The following is a 25,019-nucleotide window of genomic DNA, read 5'->3' as shown; positions in this document are numbered from 1 at the left end:
TTTATATCATGAAAATTTCTCAATTCACTATCACTACAAGTCTACTTTTCTTTACTTTCTGCACATTTGCTCAAGTGCAAGAAACGAAAACAGCCAATTTAATGGGAAGCGTTTTTCAAATCACTTTGGTTGATTCGGATAGTATTTCGGCTCAAGAAAACATTCAAAAAACCATTTCCGAAATTGAACGTATCGAAAATCTAATATCAGAATGGCGGCCGGAAACACAAATTTCGCAAGTAAATCAAAATGCGGGCATAAAACCGGTTCAGGTGGACAAAGAAGTTTTTGAACTTACAAAAAAGGCGATTTGGTTTTCTGAAATTTCAAATGGTGCTTTTGACATCAGCATTGTTGCGATGGACAAAATTTGGAAATTTGACGGAACTATGGCAAAGTTACCATCAAAAAAAGCAATTAGGAACTCTATTGTAAATGTAAATTATAAAAATATAGTTTTAGACAGCATTAACTCCACAATTTTTCTTTCAAAAAAAGGAATGAAAATAGGTTTTGGTTCCATCGGGAAAGGCTATGCTGCAGATAAAGCACGCAAACTATTGCAAGAATCAGGTATAAAAGCTGGTATTATAAATGCTGCCGGTGATATCGCTACTTGGGGAACACAGATTAATGGCAATCCTTGGCGAATTGGTGTAAACAATCCTTTAGAAACGGGTGAAACTATTGAAATTTTAGAATTTTCAGACAATAATGCGGTTACTACTTCGGGAAATTATGAAAAGTATGTCGAGATTAATAACAAAAGATATTCCCATATAATTAATCCAAAAACTGGCTATCCTTCAACAGAATTAATAAGTGTTACTATAATTGGACCAAATGCAGAAATGTGTAATGGTTTTAGTACCTCAATCATGGTTTTAGGTTTAAAAAAAGGAATAAAATTAATTAATAAATTCCCTGATTATCAATACATAATCTTAACTAACAAAGAGGACATTATTAAAAAATAGTCCATTAAGAGAGAATAAAAAAAAGTTTATTATGAAACAATTGGGCTTTAAAATAAAAGATTAAATCACTTTATATTGCGCCATTAAATTAGCTTAATTTGCGAGTTTTAAATAATAAACTTAAATTGCTAAAATGGCTCGGCAATTAAAATAATAGGTTGTCAGAATTATTTATTTACTTATTGAAATTAAAAAATGAAATTATTACTTCAGTGGACTACTATCATCCCTATACTTGCCTGGACGCTTTTATTTACTGGCCTTATTGCCGACAACAGTTTCTTCCAAATTATTGCTAGCATATTACTTATTCTTAGTGTGATGTCGGCGGTACATCATTCTGAAATCATTGCAGAGCGCGTTGGAGAACCTTATGGAACCATTATTTTAGCCATATCAATAACTGTTATTGAAGTCTCTATAATCGTTTCTTTGATGATGACCGAAGGTACAGAAGCTGCATCCTTAGCCAGAGATACAGTCTATGCTGCGACTATGCTTATCTTGAATGGAATCATTGGTCTGTGTTTACTGATTGGTGGTTTGAAACATTACGAACAAAATTTTTCTGCCTCATCTGTAACTATTGCTTTAGTATCATTAGTATCCATTATTGTATTTACCTTGGTATTTCCTACTTTCACTAAAAGTGTGGAAGGTTCTTACTATTCAACACCTCAACTTGTTTTTGCTTCAATTGCCTGTGTCGTTATTTATGGATCGTTTTTATTTGCGCAAACTAGAAGATACCGACAATATTTCCTGACTGTTGACACTGACGAAAATGAAGAAGTAGCTGAACCGATTCATATAACAAACAGAGTTTTTTATACGAGTCTGATCTTCCTTATTCTAAGCTTAGGTATTGTAGTGCTATTAGCTAAAACGCTTTCACCTACAATCGAGAGTATAATAGTTGGTAACAATTTGCCTAAATCGTTGGTAGGTGTTTTCATTGCTGTCATTATTTTATTACCCGAAGCTATTGCCGCCATCATAGCTGCCAGAAAAAACAGATTACAAACAAGTATCAATTTAGCCTTAGGCTCTGCTTTAGCAAGTATTGGACTAACGATTCCTGCTGTGGCAATCGTTTGTATTATGATGGAAATGCCTATTATTTTAGGTCTCGATATTACATCTATAGTGCTTTTAGGATTATCAGTTTTTACGGTGATGTTGTCCTTAAGCAGTGGTAAATCGAATATTATTTATGGTGTGGTACTACTAGTTAACCTATTTGCTTTTGTATTCCTTATGATTTATCCTTAATAATTGAGTAAACTATAATTACCGCTCTGCATCGAATGCGGATTAATAATCCATTGCTCTAGATCTAATTGTTTCCGGTTAAAAATATTATAGTCTTCAACTGGAGTAATTCTGTTAGTTATGTAATTGTGATTTGATTTTAATCAAAATATAAACAATAATAATGTACTACTCTAAACTCTGAATTTGCAACCTAATTGTTTTTTATTTGACATAGCCCGTCAAATGGCCATTGAAATAGCTCATTATTGACATAAAGTAGTTCCTTTTCCATAATACTAAAATTATTCTTGGTCAATATGATTTGATTGCTCCACGATTTTTTTTACTATATCATCCATTTCATTACTTGAAATTCTTAATTGCTTGATCCAAAACAAAATCTCATCGAAATTTTCTTTTTCATCTTCAATCAAATTTATTATTCCTAATATTCGCGCAAGAGGTGCGCGAACCACATGCGATTGTGTCCAAGCAATATCCCTCAACTTTGTATTTTGAATTTCGATAGTGCTTATATGTTTTAAAATTTCTGATACATCATTACTTTGTACAATTAAACCAATATTTGACAGACTACTAATTTCTTTAAAATAGACATCTACTTTAATTTCCTTACCATTGCTTAAAAAATGTGTAAAGTGGTTTCTAATGTCTTCATCTTCCTGTGCAATTAATTTATGCTTAATGGTTTGTTCTTCCTCTGCAGGATGTAATTCCAGAAAAGTCATCTTTAAAAAGTCATCCAGAGCATATCCATATTTGCTTTGTGCTGCTAAATTTGCATAAAGAATTCTTAAAGAGGTAGGATCTAAAAGCCAAGTAGGTTGCGGGCTAAAATTGAAAAGGTTTTCGTAATTGCGTTTTTCGTCTGCAATTTGATTAATATAACTACTCCTGTTTAAAGCAAAAATAATTGTTTTGTGAAGTATTGCAGGGTTCATTTCATCTTTTACCAGATAATCATAAATCCCCATTCGAAGACTGCTTCTAGCCATCGATAAATCAGAATATCCCGTTAGAATAACGATTGGAATTTGAAAATCATAAGCTAAAACGCTGTTTATTAATTCTAGACCTTTTAAATCAGGTAAGTTTAAATCTAATAAGATTACAGAGATTTTTTCTTTAGAATCTTGAATAAAATTAATCGAACTTGCAAAGTCAGAACAACGATTAATAGTTGCAAGTTTAAATTTTTCAATTAAATAATCTTCAATTAAAACAAAATCACCTTCATTATCCTCTATGATAAGGACAGATAAATTCTCAGAATATTGATCTATTTGCTGCATCGTCTTATTTAGGAAATGTTGTTAATTGTAGCCAAAATTCCTCTATTTTTAGTATAGCACTTAAAAACTCATCGATGTCAAGTGGTTTTTTTACATAGCTATTGCAATGATTTCCATACGCACGATCTATATCTTTTTGGTTAGACGATGTGGTTAGCATGATCACTGGAATTTTTTTCAATTCCGAGTCCGCTTTAATTTGCTTTAAAACCTCATGCCCATTATAAATCGGGATATTGATATCCAAAAGTATAAGGTCTGGCTTTTTTGCATCAATATACGCTCCTTTATTAAATAGAAAATCAAGAGCTTCTTTACCATTTCTTGCAATGATAATCTCTGTTTTTACTTTGCATTCTTCAAATGCTTCCCTAGTAAGTAAGATATCTCCTTCGTTGTCTTCTACTAAAAGTATCTGAGTCAATTTTAATGGTAGATTATTCATGATTATTTTATTTTTGGGATTGTGAAATGAAATACAGAACCTTTTTCTGGCTCAGACTCTAACCAAATACGTCCTCCTAGGTATTCTACGTGCCTTTTAGCAATAGAAAGTCCTATTCCGGTTCCACTATATTGGTTAGCGTTGTGAAGTCTTTGAAAGATTAAAAATATTTTATCAAAAAATTGAGCATCAATTCCTATGCCATTGTCCTTGATAGAAATTTGCCACTCCTCTTCCGTCTCCAAAGCATTAATTTCCACTATTGGCGGAATGTTGGGATTAGAATACTTCAATGCATTGTCAAGTAAACAATGTAATATTTGTGTTACCGCTGCTTTGTAAGTCAGTAATATCGGTAATTCATTAGACGTAATTGTAGCAGCTTTTTCCAGAATTAGTTTTCTTCTTGATTGATTAAATTCATTAACAACCAGATTGATATCCACTTCATCTTTTCCTTCAGTAGGTTTAGTCGATCTAGAATAATCTAATAAATCAAGAATGATTTGTTTCATCCTTTTGGCGCCATCAGTCGCAAAGAAAATATATTGATGTCCCTTTTCGTCAAGAAGATGGCCATACTTTCGCTTTAACAAATCCATAAAGCTAGAAATCATTCGCAGTGGCTCCTGTAAATCATGAGAAGCCACAAAAGCAAATTGCTCTAGTTCTTCGTTAGATCGTTCTAGTTCTGACGCATATTGCTGTAGAGACTCATTAAGTTCATTAAGTTGGGCTGTCATCTGTTTTTGTATAGAAATGTCAGTCATTGCCCCTACCATACGAATTGCTTTATTCTCATGGTTTCTGACAATTATTCCTCGGTCATTCACATAAACTATATTTCCATTTTCATTAAATATTCTATATTCTAATTCCAAACGGTTCGTTAATGGATCAGCTATCGCTTCTGACATACTTTTTTGAATATTTTCAAGATCTTCAGGATGAAATCTATCTTTCCAAAAAACACTTTCCGTAAGAGATTGTGAAACTTGTTTTCCAAAAAACTTTTCAATGGCCTTAGAACGATAATAGGTTTCGTTAACTAAATCCCAATCCCAGATGGCGTCATTGGTCGCTTCGGTTACTTTCTCAAAGCGTTCGTTTGCTTCTTCCAGTCGTATATCGCTTTGTTTTCTCAATGTTACATCTTTGAAATACACCGACAAGCCTTCTTCAGATGGATAAGCCGATACTTCAAACCATTTATTAAGAGTTGGATAATAAGTTTCAAAATAGGACGCTTCTTTAGTCGCTACTGCTTTGTGGTATTCATAGAAAAAGTCAGAATCAATGGCATCTTCATATTCATCCCAAAGATACCTACCAATTATTGCTTCTTTTTTTCGATCTAAAATTAGTTCCGCTTCTTTGTTCCAATAGGTAACTACCCAGTTATTGTCAACGGCAAAAAAAGCATCTCCAATACTTTCCAAAATCTTGTCCTTTTCTTCAAATGCTTTTTGGAGTTTTTCAGCTGCTATTTTCCGATCATCTATATTTTTGAAATATACAGATACACCGCCATCTGAAGGGTTGGCAGTTACTTCATACCATTTTTCATCAGCAGGATAAAAATATTCAAACGTTTCTGGCTCAAGCGTTTGAGACACCTTAGTATACATTTCATGAAGATAAGTATTAACTACAGCAGGGAAAACCTCCCATATACACTTACCGATCACCTCTTTTTCACGATGTTCTAATAATCGTTCTGCCTCTTTGTTAAAATAAGTGAAATTCCAGTCGTTGTCAAGAGCATAAAAAGCATCAGAAATACTCTCTAATATCTCTACAACATTGTTTTCTAGAGATTTATAAAAATGAATATCCTGAAAACTACCATAAATTTTAGTGCAGGTATTGTTGACGGTTTCACTTTTACCAATGAAGCGCACCCATCGTTCTTTATCTAGGCCTGTTTTCATTAATACTTCTTCATCAAACTCTACATTTTCCCTAATTAATAGATCAATAGCAGTCTCAATACGTTCTTTACTTTCACCTACATAAAAAGCAAAGGATTCTTGGAGCGTTAGATTATAATTCTCCTCTAATTCTAAAGTTTTCTTTATCATAGGAGACCAGTACAAATGCGCTCCGTTTTGGTTTAACAAATCCAATTCCCAACTGCCAATTCTAGCCATATGGCTAGCTTGAGCTAATAATTCCTCGTTTCTAACCTCCTGCGTGATATCGAGAATAATTGAGTTGAACAAAACCGTCCCGTCTGCCATAAAAATGGGCGCTCCATAACCTAAATGTGTTCGAAGCTCCCCTGTAGGCATAACATATTTTATACGACTTACCCATTTCGTTTTGGTTTCTATCGATTTAAGAATAGTTTGTTGCACCTCCTCAAATTCTCCACCTGCTTTAATTTGATCCCATATCACATTGATATCTTCCCTGACTTCCTCCGCAGTAAAACCCCACAATTCTTCGCATCCTGCCGAAACATACCTCACGCAATCTGATCCATCTGGGCTAATAACATACTGATATACAACTCCGGGTAAATTTCCCGTAATTGAGCTTAATCTATTCTCCGTATCTTTAAGAGTAGTAATATCCTGAAAACTACCATAGATTCTATTAGCCTTACCCTTTATTTTTTCAACACTACCTATTATTCGAACCCATTTTTCATTTTTGTTGGGAGTGATAATAACCGCTTCATAATCAACTGAGATACCTTTTTCAAAACAATCTGCTATCTTTGATTGTGCCAAAGAGCGAAAATCTTCTCTATAAAAATTAATCCAACTTTCTAAATCAACTATATAATCTTTACGCTCTATTTCTAGTATATCATACATGATATCCGATATTGTAGCTTTGTTTTCACCCAACTCTACTTCCCAACTACCAATCTTTGCTTGATTTGTAACCTGTTCTACAAGTTCCTCGTTCTTAGCTTCATCTGTTATATCCAAAATCACAGAATTGAATAATACGGTTCCATCAGCTAAAAAAGTAGGCGTTCCATAACCCAAATGAGTTTTTATTTCACCACTTGGAAGTATGTATTTCCATCGAGCCTTCCATTTTGATTTGGACACAATAGACTCATTTATACTTTCTTTAAGTTTTTCAATTTCTCCAGAAGTTTTAATACGGCCCCACACCAATTGATTATCTTGAATTACTTGATCAGCTGTATAGCCCCATATTTGTTCTGCTCCTTTAGTGACATATTTTAGAGTATCTGTACCATCCGGATAAATAAGATATTGATAAACAACCCCAGGCAAATTATCTGCTAAAGATTGCAGTCTCAACTCGGCTTCTTTACGGTCATTAATATCTTGACAGCTACCATAAATTCGAGTACTTTGACCATTAACCAATTCACAATTTCCTATGACACGTATCCAAACCTCTTTCTTTTTGGCTGTCACTAATACCGCTTCAAAGTCAAAAGGCTCTGCTGCATCTATGCATTTCTGAATACTTGTTTGGGCCAGTTCTTTAAAATCTTCTCGATAAAAATTGATCGTACCATCCAAAGTTGGAGTAAATGAAATTCGATCTTTTTCATACATCTGATAAATCTCATCCGACCAATATACCGTTTGGTTAAGTAAGTCAATCTCCCAACTTCCAATTTTGGCCAAACTATTGCTTTGACGGTATAATTCCCTAAGCTTCTTTTTTTCAGTAATGTTCTTTGCAGAGGCATAGATAATTCCTTCATTTAAAATAGACTTACAAGTCCAGCTAAGCCAAACAATTTTACCAGTTTTACTAATAAAGCGATTTTCAAGTTTATATTCGTTTTCTTCTTTTTCTAAATTTATAAGTTTTGCTGAGAAAACTCCTTGATCTTCTGGGCAAACAAAATCTTCTAATTGATGATAAAGTATATCTTCTTCTGCATAGCCCATTAATTCGCAACCAGCATTATTCATCTTTAAAAATCGTCCTTTAAAGTCTATTAAGCAAAGAATGTCTGGTATCGAATCGAATAAATGATTCAGATCGTTTTCAAGCTTTTTTCGGTTGAGTTCAGATCCTATAAATCCCTCCAGTTTTTTAAATATTCTAGCATAGTTTTTTAAATAGCTAGTCTCATTCTTCGTACCAATCTGAAGTACACCTATCACTTCATCATTAAAGAACAATGGAATTCCTAATATCGATTTTAATCCTATTTTTTCGGCCGCCTCTTTTCTTACAAAATCTTTGGATATTTCAGTATCATTCCATAGATGCTGTGTTCGATCTGACCATACTTTTCCAATTAAACCTTCGGATAATTTAATTTTTTTTATGCCTTGACTGCAGTCATAAAATTTTTCATCCCCATAATCAGCTAGATAATGGCTACAAAGTTGCATTTCGCTTTTCTCAAGATTTGGGATCCATAATTCGACAAAATCAAAACTTCCAAATTTACTGATGGATTTGCATAACTTATTTGAAGCAGATACAAAATCATTCTCGGCATTAAAATTTATACTAATTTTTGCCAATAATTCTTGTTCTAGTTCTTTGTTCTTTTGTTCAGTAACATCTCGTTCTATCGCAATTGAGTGTGTATAACATCCTTTTTCATCAGCAACTGGTGTTACGATAAAATTAATCCAGAATTCTTCTCCGTTTTTCTTATAGTTAATCGTGGTTATTTCGTAGGTCTCCCTATTTCGAAGTGCGGTACCCAGTTTTGCAAGTTCCTTTTTGTTAGAATAGGGCCCTTGAAGGAAACGAGGAGATTTGCCAATTACTTCATCAGCAGTATAGCCAGTCATTTTCGTGAACGCATCGTTTACGTAGATAATTCTTGGACCAGGTTCATCAAAAGGCTCCGCTTCTGTAATTAAAACGGCATCAGTGGTGTTAGTAACTACACTGTTGAGTAATTTTAATTGATGTTCTTCTTTTTTTTGCTCCGTAATATCTCTTGAAACAGAAATAATTTGCACTATCGGTTCACCTGGTTTACCTACGGGAGATACTAAAACGTCCCACCATTTAGGCGTACCTTTAACTGCTGTACAAAAAGCAGTAAATTGTGCTCTTTCTCCTTTCAGGGCTTTATTCAGTGCGTCTTTTACCAAGGTTTCATTTTCGCTGCCCCAAAGTGTAAACCAACTCATGCCCTTTACCGTTGAAAAATCATCGATTCCCATCTGACAAAGTCCGTTGTAATTCATATACTGAATTCTTCCGTTGGCGTCTAAAACTTTGAAACAGTCTGGACTACTTTCTAAAACAGTACGGTTAAAAAGTTCACTAGCTTCAATTTGTTTTTGAGCATTAACCGATTCGGTAATATCTCTAGAGTTAGCAACAATTCCATGAACTGTAGGGTTATCCAACATATTGGTTACTACCGTTTCTAACCATCTCCATTCCCCTTTGTCGTTTTTGAAACGAAAAGGTTTTACCGCAATCTTATTTTCGATAAATATTTTTTGTAAGCTGACCAAGGTTTCTTCTACATCCTCTGGATGAATGAATTCAAATACATTTCTACCTATAAATTCTTCTGGTTTCATACCAAGAACAGAAAAAGATGTAGGACTAACATACGTATAATTTCCTTCTTGATCAAGTATTCCTATCAGGTCAGAGCCTTCCTGCACCAATGACTTAAAATGCTGCTCACTCTGCCTAATTATCTCTTCTTGTTTAATATTCTCACTAGCATCTCTAGCCACGCAATACATAAGTTTTGCATTGTCATCCCACTTCGCAGACCATAAATTATATGCGATTTCTCCATTTTTTTTAATGTAACGATTAACAAAAGATTTAGTCTCTTGACCTCTTCTAACATTAATAGCTACTTCTTTGGTTTGGATTACATCTTCTTCAACAATCAGATCGAGATAAGCTTTACCTACTAACTCTTCGGGCGAGTATCCCCAAAGTTGCTGTACTGCAGCACTAACATACGTAAAGTTTCCTTCTTCATTAACTGTACAAAAAACATCTAAAGAAGCATCCATCAAGTGAGTTGCGTCAGTATTTTGTTTTTCTATATGTCGAATGTTTTGACAAACAGCCAAAATACAGCGGCGATCTTGAAAACTAGTGTTATAGCCACTGATTTCCATATTCAGCAATTCACCAGAATTTAATTTATGAGTAAATCTACCTAAATAGAAATTTTCGTCTCGATTTTGAATATTTTGATGCATATCCAATAATTGAGGAATCTCCTCCTTTATAATAAGATCTTTTACAGTGAAAGACAAAAACTCCTCTGTCTTATATCCATAAAGATGTTGTGCAGCTTTATTTACGTCAATAATTTTAAAAGTATCTATTTCGTAAACAAAGGACGCTGAAGGATTTTGATAAAAGAGGCTTCGATAACCTGCAATTTCATTTTTCATATTCAAAAATTAAACTTTTGGGGTACTATTTAAACTCATCTACTATTCTTATGCTTAAAATTTGATGAATTAAAAGTTGGAGAATGATTCCTAGGTTTTTTCGGGTGCAAAAGTACTTTAAATCAATAAGAACCACAAGGTGTAATTCGTATCAATTTGAGATTTAAAGTTTTGTGGCTTTATTTTTGGATTTTTATTGTTTTAACATAATAAAAATAGCACAAAATTATGTATTATTAATTTAAATAGAATATTCTTAAAACGCTTAAAATTTATTACTTAATTAATATTGTCGTCAAAACATCCAATTAATTAGTAGATGTGCTAATAAAATATCGACATAAATAAGAAAAAACGACCTGGATTTTACTGTTATTTTATTTAAATACCTGAAATATATAGCTCAATTATTATTATAAATATTTTGCCTCTTATTCCAAGTTAAAAAAAGACCTCTTTCCTAGCAAAATTAGGATGTGGGTTTTCTAAAAAACATTGGCATAACTTAACTTAAAACTAGAAACAGATTTGTGCTTCCTATAAAGGATTCCACATAGCTAATTTCTTCAAATCTTACATAAAATGGTTTGTAAAGTGTTCATTCATGATCACAAAACCCCAACAGTTGTTGGTTTTTTTTATGTTTTGCAGTCAAAAATGGCCTAAAATCAACTAATTTTTCTGAACTAAAATAGTAGCTAAATTTAATTAATCAAGCTCTTCTTTTCTAGTTAAAAGATCTTTTTCAAATCCTCTTTTGTTATTGGTTTTAGAATATATTCTTTTATTTGATCTTGATATTCTTTGGCTTTGTTAATATCTGAAATACTATTTGATGAACTAATTATGTAAACATGGGTCTTGTTACCGCTAGCATTGTTATATTTTCTAAACTCATCCAAAAACTGCCATCCATCTATAATAGGCATATTTATATCTAGTAAAATTAGATCTGGTAAATCTACACCTGAACTTAGATCATTACCTATCTTTTCAATGGCTTCAAATCCATTAAAAAAAAAGGATAAATTAAGATCCATTTTTAGACTTGCCAATAATTTTTTAATGACAAAATGCACAATTTTATCGTCGTCAATGATATATACATCTTTATACTTCGTCATTAAAATGTATTTTAAAAACCGTTCCCTCTCCCACTATGCTTTCTACTTCTATGCTTCCACCCATCGCTTTTATCTTGTTTTGTGTAATAAATAATGCAATGTCCCTGCAGTCATGATTATTGTGTAAAGTTTTATAGATTCCAATTTGTTTGTCTCCATTTGACTTTAAATTTACTCCTAATCCGTTGTCTTTTATTACTAATGTTTTACGTGATTCTTCTGTTAATATCGTATAACTAATGACTGGAATTACGCCTTCCCGAGAATACTTTATTGCATTAGAAGTAAGGTTAAATAATATACTTTCTAAAAAAACAGCGTTAAAGGTTATCGTTTCTTCATTTGAAATAGAATTCTGAATTACAACCTTGTTTTTACTTATTTCGGTACCTAAAACGGCTAAGGTTTTTGTGATATAAGCATTTAAATTTAGTTTTTCACTTTTGTGATTCAACTCCGTTTGAATTTCTACCAACTCTTTTAAATGCTCGATTGTCTCAGTTAAAGCAAGAGATGAGGACCGTAAATGCAAATTAGTTTCCTTTAAACTAGCTTCATCTTTTTCATCTTCCATTATATTCAATAACATTTCGATATTTCCAGCATGAGAACGCAAATTATGCGAAACGATATAGGCAAAATTTAATAACCTGTTATTTTGCTCGCCAATAACTTCAAGTGACTTTATAATTTCGTCTTCCTTTTCTTTTTGTGAAGAAATATCAGTATGAGTCCCCATAACTCGAATAGGGTTATTATTTGAATCCCGCTCAATTATTTTTCCGCGAGTTAAAATCCATTTATAATCCCCCGATTTTGTCAAAATCCGTTTTGAATTTTCATAGTTTGTAGTAACATTGTCAATATGCAATTGAACATCACTAAGGTATTTTTCTTTATCTAATGGATGAATTCTATTTTCCCATATATCTATAGCATGGAAAGTATCTTCTTCTTTAAATCCAAGTATTTTCATAGATTGAGAACAGAAAAAGATTTTATCCTCTTTTATATTATAGTCCCAAATTCCTTCAGATGAAGCTTCGAGTGCAAATTGAAAACGCTCTTCTGAGAGCTTTAACTTTAATTCCTGTCTTTTATATTCGGTTACCTCCGTGACTTTTCCATAGAAATTAATTGTATTGTCTTCTGTATACTCCACATTTGCAATGCCTTTAAACCATAAAATTCCTTTATTAGAAACCGTCGCCCGAAACTCATGAGCCCACGTTTTTAAATCTTTTTTAGATTCATCTATGGATTGTAAAAAACCCCTTAAATCCTCCGCTACAATCTTACTTTTCAAAACTGCAAAAGCATCGCTACTAATTTCTTCGGATGTTAAATTGAAATGAGTTATCACAGACTTACTCAAAAAAGGAAAAAAAAATGTTCCATCTTTCGATATTGTCATATGAAAAATTAAATCAGTTGATTCAGATAATAATTTTTTATAAAAATCAGTCTTAACAACGAGTGAATTCGAATGTCTTTCGGTAGCCATAGTATTTAAAACATGAATTAATTAGATTTAAATTTGAATGTTTTTATGGTCGGGTTAGATCTAAAACAAGATAATCAAATTTATAAAAAAATACGGTAAAATGCATTTTAATTCGACAAAATACGAATTTATAATTTATTAATACTTTTTTACTTACAAAATAAAAACGAATTCTAACAAGGACTTAGATCAATATCAACGTCCAATTTTAAGCGCACAACCATTAAGTTTAATTTATTTCTGTACAGAAAAAAATCATAAGTTCATTCGAAAAACTAAATTCTGATGACTAAATTCTTTAGTTAGAATACTCAAATTTTGTAAACCAGCAATCGAATTTTGTAAAATAAGATATCTTCAAAATACAGCAGAATCATCTAAATAACTATCAGGAGAACTAAAACGTTAATTCGTTTTGGAAAAAATAACCGCTACTATCCCTATTTTTTTTTACAGCATTGCAAAAAAAAGCGGCCTCAATTTTCATTTGAGACGGCCCTTTTATTAGATTAAATTATGATATTTCGAAATTTACTAACAATTTACAGCTACTTTTAAAAATAACCGTTAGAAAAACGAGTAATTTTAAAAAAACAAATTAACAAGGTCACGTCATGGCGCTAGAACCCACTATTTTTGCATGATAAATATCAGCCTATGACTGTCGAGGAAATAAAGCAAAAAATACTGGAAACTCATCCGTCTTCGGACTCCACTGGACATTCCATAGACGACGATAAATATGCTGAAGTAAATGAAGACTACTTTACATGGGAACGATATGAGCGATGCATTGACCTCTTATGTACAGAAAAAGAGCATGTTTTAGATTTACGATTTTTCTACTCTAACATCTTTTGGCCAGAACAAGTAACTTCTAAAGATGAATTAGTAGCCAAAATTAAATTGTATTTCAAAAACAACTTATACGACGAATTTTAAACCCTAAAATAAAAAACCAATGACTATTTTATATTTACACGGACTCGAAAGCAAACTAAGTCCAGAAAAAAGAACCGTTTTAGAACGTTTCGGCGCCGTCATCGCACCTGACCTAGATTACTACAGCAATCCAAATGTTTATGATTTACTTTTGAAAATGAACGAGGAGTATCAATTTGATGTAGCGATTGGAAGCAGCATGGGCGGTTTTATGGGCTATTATATCGCTAACACAATACTCTGTCCTGCCCTACTTTTTAATCCAGCATTGCCACATAGACCCGTTCCCCAAAGCATTCCCGCAATAAATCCTTCGAAAAGCGCATCACTTTTGCACTTTGCCTTAGGTGCTCAAGATGAAGTTATCAAAGCCAATGATAATCTAAAATGGCTGGCTGAAAACCGACTCCCATATACCGATTTCAAAATCTCCATTCACAAGCAAATGGAACATCATATCCCACTAGGCATTTTCGAGATAGAAGTAACTGAATTCTTTCGTCAAATGGAGCTTCTGAAATAAAACTACAATTGAGTGCAGCTTCACAATTTGGCGCAATCAAATTCTATTTTTCGAAAAAACAAATGACACAAAAAAACACCAACCAAATAACAACCTATTATAAAGGAATTGCGAATTAAATGAACAGTTGAACAGCACGAAAAACTAACCGCTAAATTACATAACGAAGCGGGAAAAAATCTAGAACACAGCACACTTTCAGGATTTTCGATTACCTTAAATCACGCCTTCCCTGGAGCAACTTGGTTAACGATTGATATGAATGGCGACCTAGATTTGGGCGACCTAGATTGGGAAATAAGATAAGAAAAACAAGTCAAAACTCCTTATCTTCGTAACGAATAAATTAAATTAATGTCCAAAATAAAAATCAACTTATTAGGAGAAGGAATAGAAATCAGGCAAATACATTTGGACGCTGATAGATATCAACAATGGAATGAAATCGCGAAGAGAAAGAACTGCTCATTAACCGACTTACTCTTGGATCCGTTTTTCTATCATCAATTAAGAGACAGCAAGCTTGCTTCTATTTTAGACTTAGAGGCCGCTGTAACATCAGGAGTTTTAGATAAACCAAAGAGCCACATCGAATTTTGGTTCAAACGCCGCAAAGTCTTAAAAGTAAAACCAAACGAGCTATTCAATGAAATGGTTTTATTTCCCTTATACCAAATCGAGAAAAACCCTATTTTCGATTCAAATCAATTAGAAAGTGGTATCTATATAATCAAAAAGGAGATTGGATTAATAGCTTCGATGGAATTAAAAATTGCTAAAGATAGCCTAAACATTGATGATTTTACTTTTACAACATCCCAATTCGAAAACGAGCAATTTCTAACCAATATTAAATATCAAAACCAAAATTTGAACTTTGTAAAAAGCGATGCACTTACTACTTACCAAACAGGTTTTGAGATAGAATAAGCTGTTATTGTCGAAATGCCTAACTCAGTTTAAACGCTAATAAATTCACAGTCTTTTTGAACAGTCTTTTAGCACTTTTTTGTACCAACCAATTACTTTAAATCTTGCACCTGATCGTAATTAAATTAGCCCGAAAAAGCCCGAAAAAAATCTTTAACTTTTGAATATCATTTCATTTTCACTCGACATTTTACCAACTATTAATATCTTTATATAAAACTCATAAATATGAACGTAAAAAGTCCACTTATTGCATTATTAGCGCTGATCGTGATGAGCTGTAATCCTACTAAAAAAACAAATCCAGAATCGAACGGCGAAACAATTACCGAAAAATATTGGAAACTTAAAACACTGCAAGGGAAAGATATTAAAATGAAAGAAAGCCAAGAACGTGAAATCTATTTTATCTTAAGAACAAATGATAATAGAGTCACTGGATTTGCAGGTTGTAATGCCTTATCCGGCGAATTTATTCTAGAAGAAGTTAACAGAATCCGTTTTAAAAATATGGCTGTAACGATGAAAGTTTGTCCAGATCTTTCCATTAATGATAGTGAGTTTCTGGCGGTTTTTAATTTAGCAGACAATTACACTGTAAAAGACGATATTCTATCCTTGAATGTGGGAAAAAGAGCGCCTTTAGCTGTTTTTGAAGCAGTGTATATGAATTAATTTAGAATTTATAATTTGCGGAATTTTCGGCGGAATTTTAATATTGATTGGTATTTATTTGATTCGAGACAAATCAAAAAATAGTAACTACATAAAATAAAATATCTACTGGATACTAATTGTCCAAATTACTTATTCACTTTTAGTCTTATTTGTGATTCTTAGAGTGCTTTATTATACTCGAAGTAGCACTAAAGCTTTGGCGTACATTCTTCATCGTTTTTGTTCCCGTAGCAGGAATACTGTTCTATTTTTCCTTTGATTTCCGATTCGAAAATGGTGAATGCAGCCGCAAGTGCTTATTACACGGAATTACTTCAAATAGGTGCCAAAATTTACAAATACAACAAAGGATTTGTACACGCAAAAACCATAGTAATCGACAATGATTTGGCCATAATAGCATCGGCTAATATGGATTATCGCAGCTTTGATCTCAACGCCATGGTTTATAGCGAAAATATTGCTAACCAATTGACTCTAGCCTTTGAAAAGGGTCTAAAAGAATCCCAACAAATAGATAAAGAAGCTTGGTTGAACCGTCCAAAACACATCCATTTATGGGAAAAATTGGTTCGCTTGTTGTCGCCTTTTTTGTAGTTTTTAGGAACCATTTTAATTCCAACTTTCGCTTACCACACTTCCATTATCTACGTCTTTTACCACATTTATAGAACGCGGAATTCGTTCTTGCAGTTCGCCCACATGTGAAATAATTCCAACAATTCGATTCTCTTTGTACAGCGATTGCAAGGTTTCGAAGACAATTGCGATACTCTCTGGATCTTGAGTTCCAAAACCTTCATCGATAAAAAAGAAATTCTTATCATTCTTATTTAAGGATTGAACACTTTCGGCTAATGCCAAAGCCAAGCATAAAGAAGCCTGAAAACCTTGACCTCCAGAAAGCGTTTTTACACTTCTAGAAGCGCCATCATTTAGATAATCAATCACCTCAAATTCATTGGAACTATTAATTGTTAAACTCAACTGATTTTTAGTCATTCGATGAAAACGCACATTGGCAACATCAGATAAGTTTTGCAAGTAAATACTCGAAACATAGTTCACAAAACCACTCGCGCTGAACATATTTGCTAGGGTTCCCAGGTTAGTAGCTCGATTTTCTAAAACTTCATTCTGTGCTAATAATTCGGCTTTTTCAGCAAAAGCAGCCTGAATTCTTTTTAAGTTCGCTTGCAAAGTCGAGACTTTACCTAACTGGGTTTCATATTTTAATTGCAATGCAGCAAACTGTGCTGTTTTTTCCTCTAGAAGTTTACTATCGAAAGTTTTTCCTAGTATCAATTTCTCTGCTTCTGAAACCGAATTAATTGCACTCAGAAAGTTGACGGAAAAAAGTTTTACTTTCTCTTTTTCAGCCTCTAAGTCCCAATTTTTAATAAGTATCGTTCTCACTTCTTCAACAGATGAAAAATAATGTTCCTGAAGCAATTCTGCAATAATTTTTGCTGTCTGCGCTACTGCCTTTTCATTCTCAACAACTTGCAATTCAATAGCTGCTAAACTTCCGGTTAGCGTTGCTAATTCTTGATTTTCCTTAGCAATAATCTCTTTTATAATCTGATAATCTTCTGCTATTTTTAAATTTTTAGTGTCTAAAGCTATTTTTTCGGCTTGAATTGATGCTACTGAAATTGATTCGTAATCCATAAATGGAAGCACTTTCAATTGTGATAATTCATTTTCGATGCTACCGCTTTTAGCAGCCTTCTTCGTTTCTAATTCGCCTTTAGTAGTATTGTGTTTTTTTAGTGACCAAGCAATAGCTTCTTGCTCCTTGCGAAGTTCTTTTTCGTTTTCTTCTAACGTAATTATCGCCTTTTCTAAATGTTGTTGTTTCGTTTTTTTGGATTCAAAAAGTTGTGAATCTTTTGGATCGAAATCTTTCCAAATGAATTTTGACAAGTGTATTTCTTGCTCATTTTCAACACTTTTTCTTTCCGCATTAATTACTTTTAATTGCTCTTGAAAATGATTTATTTCGAATGCTAATTTTTCACATTCGGCCTTTTTCAAACTGAATTTTGTTTCTTCATTAACTAAATCAGTAATTGTATTAGAAATAATTTCTAATTGATTCGAAACATCTTCGCCTTGCATCACATTCGGATGTTCTTGCGAACCACAAAGCGGACAATTTTCACCATCGTGCAAATTCACAGCATACTGTACCAACTGTTTTGAAACTAAAAGTTTAGTTCTTTTTTCAATTGCTTTTTCCTTTTCTAAAGTAAGTGTTTCTGACTTTGTTTTTAAAACGGTTTTCCAACTTTCAAAAGGCAATTCCAAAAGCAGAAAAGCATCGGTTTTTGATTTTAATTGCTTTTGGGAAGCATCCTGTTTTTTGTTATTCTCTTGTAAATTATTCTTTAAAACTAGTTGTTGATGATACCAAGTTCCTAACTCAATTAAGAAAGAAGTATCCAATCGATTTTTTTTGGCATCGACTAATTGAGTCTGAATTGCGCCCAATTTAACTACTAAATCCTTTTCTTTTTTCTCACTTTCCAAAAATAAGGCTTCTTCAACCTTTATTTTTTCATCAATAATTGCTACTTCCGCCTTTGCAGTTATGATTTTTTCTATCGATTCTAAATCGGAAACTTTGTTTTTAGAATTCTCGAGAGTGTCAAAATCAGGCTGCAAGATTTCTAAAGCGGCTTGCCTTTTCAAATTGCTTTCGGCTATTAATTTCTTCTGATTCTCAGTCGAAATCAGATTTCCTTTCGATTTTTCTAAAGCCGTTTTCTCTGTTTTTAATGTGACTAAATTGGATTTAAAATTCCGTTCCGTTTTTTCGAATAAATCAATTTCCAGCTGTAACGCATCAATCGCAACTTTTTCAACATTCAATTTAGAAAGATGATTTTTCTTTTTTTCTAAATCTTCAAAATTCGACTTTAAAGTTGTCATTTTTTGGAATTCATTTTCCACTAATTCCAATTCTAATTTATCCTTTTGCAACTCCGTATTAGCAGCTACAACTTCATTTTCTAAAGCTACAATTGCGTCTGTAGAAATAGCTTCAAATCCAGACAAAGCACCTTTTAATTGGTCTAATTGTGTTCTGGTAGCACTTTGTGCGATTCCTACTTTTGAAGCCAAATCAAAGCGTTGCAAATGAAAAATTTCTTTCATCATGTCTGAACGGTCCTTGCCTTTCAACTCTAAAAACTCCTTAAACTTTCCTTGCGGAATAATAATAGTACGTCTAAAGTTTTCGTAGGTAAGTCCAATAATGTCGGTCGCATCGGCTGAAGTCATTGGAATCCATTCCTCCGCTTTCCATTCATAAGCCAACCGTTCTATAGAAGTGGTTTCTTCAAAACGCTTTTTATTTCTTTTCCAATCAGCTACAAATTTGAATTTTCGTTCTTCAAAATTCAAGAATTCAAATTCGATATTGGCTTTATCTGATTTTAGATTTAGCATATTATACGAACGTTTGTCTCTATTGTTCAAACGTTCCGTTTCGCCATATAAAACAAAACCAATAGCTTCTAAAACGGAAGATTTTCCAGAACCCACAGCTCCAAAAATCCCGAATAAACCGGCATTCGTTAATTCTTCAAAATCAATAGTTTGTTTTTTCTGATAGGAATACAAACCGCTAATACTTAATTTTAATGGTAACATAAGGGCTTTCTTTATTCGTTTTTAACTTGGCTTCCAATAATTTCGTTGAACAATCCAAACAGTTCCTCGTTAGGTTCTTGTTTGTATTTGGAAACAAAATAATCCTTAAATAATCCTTGAATGTCCTGGTCTAAATTAACTTTGGCCGTTTGCTGGTTCCTATTTGCGTCCTTGTTAACAATTGGAATAATAAAGATAATACCGTCATGACTTTCATGGATTCGCTTTAAATCCTGAGTAGTAAAAAAAGTATCACTTACTAAGGTCAATTCGACTAAACAATAAGGGTATGCAAGCAACCATTCGACTGCATTATCAATAGATTCAAAACGTTTTCTATGTAAAACCCGTCCTGATTCTATTGGAATTGCGGTGTATTTAACCGCTCCATTTGGTTCAGCTTCAATTAGAACTACTTTTTTTTCTTGTCCCGCCTCCGAAAAACTATAGGATAAAGGACTGCTGGAATAAACAACTGGACTGGGATGACCGCCAATGTTTTGAAAACGATGCAAATGTCCCAAAGCAGTATATTGTATTTGAGGCGGAATGCAATCGGTGTAAACGATATCGGCATTTCCTATGCGTAATGGTTTCTCACCATCTGGTTCTTCTAAGATTTCACCGCCGCGTTTTAGCATGTATAAATGAGTCGTCAAAATATTAACTCCATTTGTATCGCAATATTTATCGGCGATTGTGGCCCAAGAATTCTGTAATAATTGGTTTAATTGTTCCTCTTTATTTTCGGCACCTAAATACGTTTTCAATCGCATTTCATTAGCATAAGGCGTGGTAATTACACGAATAGGAAATTCATACTGCGGTAATTTTATTTCGATAAATCCATTTTCAGAATTTATAATTTCAAATCCATTTTCGATAGTAAGCCTCGGAATCGTAACATCTGGATTTCCCACAAATAGAATTCCGCATTCACGTGCCAAAGGGTTTGGAGAGTCAATTCGGTCTGGACTGTCGTGATTTCCCGCAATTGTAATTACAGGCCGTTTCCCATTATTGGTAAGCCTTTTCAAGGTTTTATAAAGTAAATCAATGGCTTCCACTGGCGGATTGAAGGTGTCAAATAAATCACCGGCTACGATCACTACATCAGCATGCTGACTATCTGCAATAGTACAAATTTCATTCATCACGAATCTTTGTTCTTCCAAACGAGAAAAATGATCCAGTTTTTTCCCTAAATGCCAGTCGGCAGTATGTAGTATTCTCATTATTTACCTTATCTATTTTAACTTGTATTGCCCTTTGTAAAATCACAATTTTTCCAATAGCAATATCCTAAAAATAATCTGTAAATAGTCCTTATTCTCCAAATATGATTGCTTATTTTTCAACAATTGGTATTAAAAATAAACAATGGATATAACCGTCTAATTATTAAGCTGAATACCACTTTTGAGAATACTTTGGAAAAATATTTTTTATATTAATATTCAGAACATTATTTGGTCTTTGTAAAAAAAACATTTTATTCTAAACAGTTCTACGTATAAATCTACTCGAAATAGTAAAACTCAAATAACTATAATTTTAATAATTGTACTTTTGCTCTTTATCACAATCATATTTAAAAACAAATGCCAGAATACTACCTTGATTTACAATACAATGACATCATTTATGGTGAAGAGGAAGTTAATTTCAAGGAATTTGAATCTTGTACCTTTACCAATTGTGATTTTACCCAATGTAATTTTATTGCTGTAACATTTATCGATTGCAATTTTAATAATTGTAATTTTAATAGCGCAAAAATCAATCATGTGGCCTTTAGAACTGTCTTTTTTACTAATTGTAAAATGACCGATGTGAACTTTGCCATGTGCGACAAACTTATTTTTGAAGTGCATTTTAAAGATTGTATTTTGGATTTCTCCAAATTTTACACCCTGAAAATGAAAGGAACGACATTCACGAATAGCAGCCTTGTAGCCGTTGACTTTATGAGTACTAATATAGCGGCGGCGTCCTTTAACAACTGTGATTTATACCGTTCTGAATTTGATAAGGCAATCGCTGATAAAGCCGATTTTCGATCAAGTTATAATTACTCCATAGACCCCAGCAGGACAAAACTCAAAAAAGCACAATTTTCACTTGATGGATTAAAAGGCTTGCTAAGCAAATATGATATCGTGGTTCAATAAGCGGAAATAGCTTCCTAAGCTGTAAAAATCTAGTTTAATTTCGAAATTTGGAATCGTCCCATCTAAAAAAAAAGAGTCGAAAATAAATCGAATTCCCATAGTACAAACGATCCATATTCCTGAACCTAACAGTTTTATAACTAGTTATTTATCAGAATCATACCGCCTTAGTTTAGTGTATTTTATCCCATTCCCTTTTTGATCGTCCCTATCGTATTTCAATCTTTAAAACTTTGTTTCCTCTAATCTTTCCAAAAACAGAATAAATCCTTAAATTCGCCAAATCAATTAATTTAGAAAATCTTGTAAAAATGAAATACGATATCATTGTTTTAGGAAGTGGACCAGGCGGATATGTTACTGCCATTAGAGCATCACAATTAGGCTTTAAAGTTGCCGTAATTGAAAAAGAAAACTTAGGTGGTGTATGTTTAAACTGGGGATGTATCCCTACCAAAGCATTATTAAAATCAGCTCAGGTTTTCGATTATCTAAAACACGCTTCTGATTATGGATTGACTGTTTCATCATTTGACAAAGATTTTCCTGCAGTTGTACAACGCAGTAGAACCGTTGCATCAGACATGAGCAAAGGAGTACAATTCTTGATGAAAAAAAATAAAATCGACGTTATTAATGGTTTTGGAAAACTGAAACCAGGTAAAAAAGTTGATGTTACTGACAAAGACAATAAAGTTACAGAATATAGCGCAGACCATATTATCGTTGCTACAGGAGCTCGCTCTCGCGAATTGCCAAACTTGCCGCAAGATGGTGTAAAAGTAATTGGCTACCGTCAAGCAATGACTTTGCCTACACAACCAAAATCGATTATCATCGTAGGTTCTGGAGCGATAGGAGTAGAATTTGCACATTTTTACAACTCAATGGGAACGGAAGTTACTATTGTAGAATTCATGCCAAATATTGTTCCTGTTGAAGACGAAGACATTTCGAAACAAATGGAACGTTCCATGAAAAAAGCAGGTGTAAAAATCATGACCAACTCTTCTGTTGAGACAATTGATACAACTGGAGCAGGTGTAAAAGCATTTGTAAAAACAGCCAAAGGAGAAGTAGTCCTAGAAGCAGACGTTTTACTTTCGGCTGTTGGAATTAAAACTAACATTGAAAACATCGGACTAGAAGAAGTAGGAATCGCTACTGACAGAGATAAAATCCTTGTAAACGCTTACAATGCAACTAATATTCCAGGATACTACGCCATTGGTGATGTTACTCCAGGTCAAGCACTAGCTCACGTAGCTTCTGCTGAAGGAATTAATTGTGTGGAGAAAATTGCAGGACTGCATGTAGATGCTATCGATTATGGAAACGTACCGGGTTGTACTTATGCAACTCCCGAAATTGCATCTGTAGGATTGACTGAAAAACAAGCTAAAGAAAAAGGATACGAATTAAAAATTGGTAAATTCCCATTCTCAGCATCAGGAAAAGCAAAAGCGGCTGGAACTCCAGACGGGTTTGTAAAAGTAATCTTTGATGCCAAATATGGCGAATGGTTAGGATGTCACATGATAGGTGCCGGAGTTACAGATATGATTGCTGAGGCAGTTGTAGCACGTAAACTGGAAACTACAGGACACGAAATCCTAAAATCAATCCACCCACACCCTACAATGAGTGAGGCTGTCATGGAAGCAGTTGCTGACGCTTACGGCGAAGTAATCCATTTATAGACTAAATTAAACAGCTACGGAGTTAAGAAGTAGCCGTTTTAAACATAGAAATCCGATTGGTGTACGCCAATCGGATTTTTTTATATCCTGTTTTTTTTGGGCGTGCCCCTACTTCCACTCCGTTGCAGTAGCGTCAGGCTGTACGTTGCAATCTTTTATTTCGCTACGCTACATAAAAGGATTTCCACTACCATCCTTCACGCGAGACCATTCTTCGACCGCGAAAACAATAATCCACAAAATACACCTTTTGATATCTTAAAGAATTCTCCACAAGAATTCAATTGCACCACCCATTTACTTCCAAGCGGAACGTATTTATAATTTTACTAAGAATTACCAGAACACCGTAGTTGCAAAACAACAGAAATCTACTCTCCTGTTCATACCAAAAGGACTAAACAAATAAAAAATCTCTTTGATAATTTGTAAATAAAATATTATATATTAGCTAATTGATAAGTTACTCAATAGCGACCATCTACCTCAAATTAGGTGCATAGTCGCTATTATGTAGCGAGTATGTACAAGTTAGCTGCAAGGCGCCGAAAAATCGCAAAAACGAGAAATTATGAGTATAAAAGATATTTTTGAAATAAAGAAACTTCCTTCGGTGTTTTTTCTAGTAATAGCAGTTGTTGGAATTTTCATATTCTATGGTGGTAAGTATGTTTTGATTAAAGCTGACCCAAAAACAACGATTGGATTTTACGCCTACATAATTTGGTTGTTGAGTTGTGGCTTGCTTATCACTAATATTATTAAATACATAATGACACAAATTAGAATGTTCTTTTTCACAATTAAACTGAAAAAAGGATATAGAGAAACTCTTCAAAATTTAGATGCGCACGAAGTTTCTGTAATAAGAGAATTCTTTATTCAAAATCGTCATGCTTTAGATTTTCCATATGACCATTCTGTAATTACAGGATTAATTAGTAAAGATGTCCTTTTTATAACTTCCTCACTTGGCTCAAATAGCTTTGTTGTTAATGGTGGAAATACAACTTTTACAATGAATAAATATATGCGTTCAGTGATAAATCCAAATGAATATTTTGGGCTTGAAAAACTAACAAGAGAAGAAATTGAACAAACTCGACCTCATTTCTTGAAAAATGGAATTTGGAATTACTAATTCGCCCAGCAGCTAATCGAGTAGACGGCTCCGCTCCTAATGGAACGGAGTGCGCCTCTCACACCACCGAGCGTACGGGTCACGTACTCGGCGGTTCGCAAAGAGATGGGTTAAGTTCGATATAAACATCAGTCAATGATTGATACCCTTTTTGTTTTAAGCGTTTCAAAGTTATGGTTGTCCCCAAAATTGGACTCTGAGCAATCGCCCACCCCCCTTTTCGAGTTCGACTCCATGCATAGGCGTGGTCTTGGTCAATTCCTAGTCGTATGAGGTTTTTCCTTTTCCGTTCAGGTTTTTTCCAGTCGTGCCA

Annotated in this window: 17 protein-coding genes and 2 pseudogenes; 10 read left to right on the top strand and 9 right to left on the bottom strand. The window is 33.5% G+C overall.

From position 1 onward, the window contains the following. Positions 1 to 8: 8 nt before the first annotated feature. A complete protein-coding gene (locus E0F98_RS15140; protein WP_132112965.1) occupies positions 9 to 977 on the top strand; it encodes an FAD:protein FMN transferase in 969 nt (322 codons plus the stop codon). 195 nt (positions 978 to 1,172) lie between these two features. After that, entirely contained in the window at positions 1,173 to 2,249 is a 1,077-nt protein-coding gene (locus E0F98_RS15135; protein WP_132112963.1) for a calcium:proton antiporter, read from the top strand. A gap of 284 nt (positions 2,250 to 2,533) precedes the next feature. Here the strand turns inward: E0F98_RS15135 and E0F98_RS15130 are convergent, their stop codons facing one another. The 6 genes and pseudogenes from E0F98_RS15130 to E0F98_RS16345 all read right to left on the bottom strand — a co-directional run. Next, entirely contained in the window at positions 2,534 to 3,544 is a 1,011-nt protein-coding gene (locus E0F98_RS15130) for a response regulator (RefSeq protein ID WP_132112961.1), read from the bottom strand. 4 nt (positions 3,545 to 3,548) lie between these two features. Next, complete coding sequence (locus E0F98_RS15125) at positions 3,549 to 3,989, bottom strand: response regulator (protein WP_132112959.1); 441 nt, start codon at positions 3,987 to 3,989, stop codon at positions 3,549 to 3,551. A 2-nt stretch (positions 3,990 to 3,991) separates the two neighbouring features. After that, positions 3,992 to 10,336 carry a PAS domain S-box protein gene (locus E0F98_RS15120; protein ID WP_132112958.1) on the bottom strand — a complete coding sequence of 2,115 codons (6,345 nt, stop codon included), beginning with the start codon at positions 10,334 to 10,336 and terminating at the stop codon, positions 3,992 to 3,994. Between the two features lie 731 nt (positions 10,337 to 11,067). Further along, positions 11,068 to 11,460 carry a response regulator gene (locus tag E0F98_RS15115; RefSeq protein ID WP_132112956.1) on the bottom strand — a complete coding sequence of 131 codons (393 nt, stop codon included), beginning with the start codon at positions 11,458 to 11,460 and terminating at the stop codon, positions 11,068 to 11,070. Continuing rightward, a complete protein-coding gene (locus E0F98_RS16350; RefSeq protein WP_394345854.1) occupies positions 11,447 to 11,914 on the bottom strand; it encodes an ATP-binding protein in 468 nt (155 codons plus the stop codon). Before E0F98_RS16350 ends, E0F98_RS15115 begins: the two co-directional genes overlap by 14 nt. 249 nt (positions 11,915 to 12,163) lie before the next feature. Then, positions 12,164 to 12,874: pseudogene (locus E0F98_RS16345) on the bottom strand (PAS domain-containing protein); the annotation flags it as partial. Between the two features lie 747 nt (positions 12,875 to 13,621). Here E0F98_RS16345 and E0F98_RS15105 point away from each other — a divergent pair. The 5 genes from E0F98_RS15105 to E0F98_RS15080 all read left to right on the top strand — a co-directional run bounded on the left by E0F98_RS15105 (position 13,622) and on the right by E0F98_RS15080 (position 16,634). Further along, positions 13,622 to 13,906: a hypothetical protein gene (locus E0F98_RS15105; protein ID WP_132112952.1), complete on the top strand. Its 285-nt coding sequence runs from the start codon at positions 13,622 to 13,624 to the stop codon at positions 13,904 to 13,906. Between the two features lie 19 nt (positions 13,907 to 13,925). Further along, positions 13,926 to 14,429 (top strand): YqiA/YcfP family alpha/beta fold hydrolase, encoded by a 504-nt coding sequence (locus tag E0F98_RS15100; protein ID WP_132112950.1) that lies wholly within the window; start codon positions 13,926 to 13,928, stop codon positions 14,427 to 14,429. A gap of 354 nt (positions 14,430 to 14,783) precedes the next feature. Further along, positions 14,784 to 15,359: a hypothetical protein gene (locus E0F98_RS15090; RefSeq protein WP_132112948.1), complete on the top strand. Its 576-nt coding sequence runs from the start codon at positions 14,784 to 14,786 to the stop codon at positions 15,357 to 15,359. 228 nt (positions 15,360 to 15,587) lie between these two features. Continuing rightward, positions 15,588 to 16,034 (top strand): META domain-containing protein, encoded by a 447-nt coding sequence (locus E0F98_RS15085; RefSeq protein WP_132112946.1) that lies wholly within the window; start codon positions 15,588 to 15,590, stop codon positions 16,032 to 16,034. 276 nt (positions 16,035 to 16,310) lie between these two features. Further along, complete coding sequence (locus tag E0F98_RS15080; RefSeq protein ID WP_243699261.1) at positions 16,311 to 16,634, top strand: phospholipase D-like domain-containing protein; 324 nt, start codon at positions 16,311 to 16,313, stop codon at positions 16,632 to 16,634. A gap of 15 nt (positions 16,635 to 16,649) precedes the next feature. Here E0F98_RS15080 and E0F98_RS15075 read toward each other — a convergent pair whose 3' ends face one another. Continuing rightward, positions 16,650 to 19,694: an AAA family ATPase gene (locus E0F98_RS15075; RefSeq protein WP_132112944.1), complete on the bottom strand. Its 3,045-nt coding sequence runs from the start codon at positions 19,692 to 19,694 to the stop codon at positions 16,650 to 16,652. 11 nt (positions 19,695 to 19,705) lie between these two features. Next, entirely contained in the window at positions 19,706 to 20,929 is a 1,224-nt protein-coding gene (locus E0F98_RS15070) for a metallophosphoesterase family protein (protein ID WP_132112942.1), read from the bottom strand. Positions 20,930 to 21,295: 366 nt separating this feature from the next. Here E0F98_RS15070 and E0F98_RS15065 point away from each other — a divergent pair, with 366 nt between their 5' ends. From E0F98_RS15065 to E0F98_RS15055, 3 genes are all read left to right on the top strand, one after another. Further along, positions 21,296 to 21,865, top strand: coding sequence for a pentapeptide repeat-containing protein (locus E0F98_RS15065; protein ID WP_132112940.1), 570 nt, complete (start codon positions 21,296 to 21,298; stop codon positions 21,863 to 21,865). Between the two features lie 311 nt (positions 21,866 to 22,176). Continuing rightward, positions 22,177 to 23,565 (top strand): dihydrolipoyl dehydrogenase, encoded by a 1,389-nt coding sequence (gene lpdA / locus E0F98_RS15060; RefSeq protein ID WP_132112938.1) that lies wholly within the window; start codon positions 22,177 to 22,179, stop codon positions 23,563 to 23,565. Between the two features lie 571 nt (positions 23,566 to 24,136). Further along, positions 24,137 to 24,706, top strand: coding sequence for a super-infection exclusion protein B (locus E0F98_RS15055; RefSeq protein ID WP_132112936.1), 570 nt, complete (start codon positions 24,137 to 24,139; stop codon positions 24,704 to 24,706). A gap of 79 nt (positions 24,707 to 24,785) precedes the next feature. On the opposite strand, the pseudogene E0F98_RS15050 reads toward E0F98_RS15055, so the two are convergent. Next, a pseudogene (locus tag E0F98_RS15050) lies at positions 24,786 to 25,019 on the bottom strand (group II intron reverse transcriptase/maturase); the annotation flags it as partial.

Source organism: Flavobacterium hiemivividum (assembly GCF_004349145.1).
Lineage (GTDB): Bacteria > Bacteroidota > Bacteroidia > Flavobacteriales > Flavobacteriaceae > Flavobacterium > Flavobacterium hiemivividum.
This window is presented reverse-complemented; position numbering and strand designations above follow the sequence as displayed.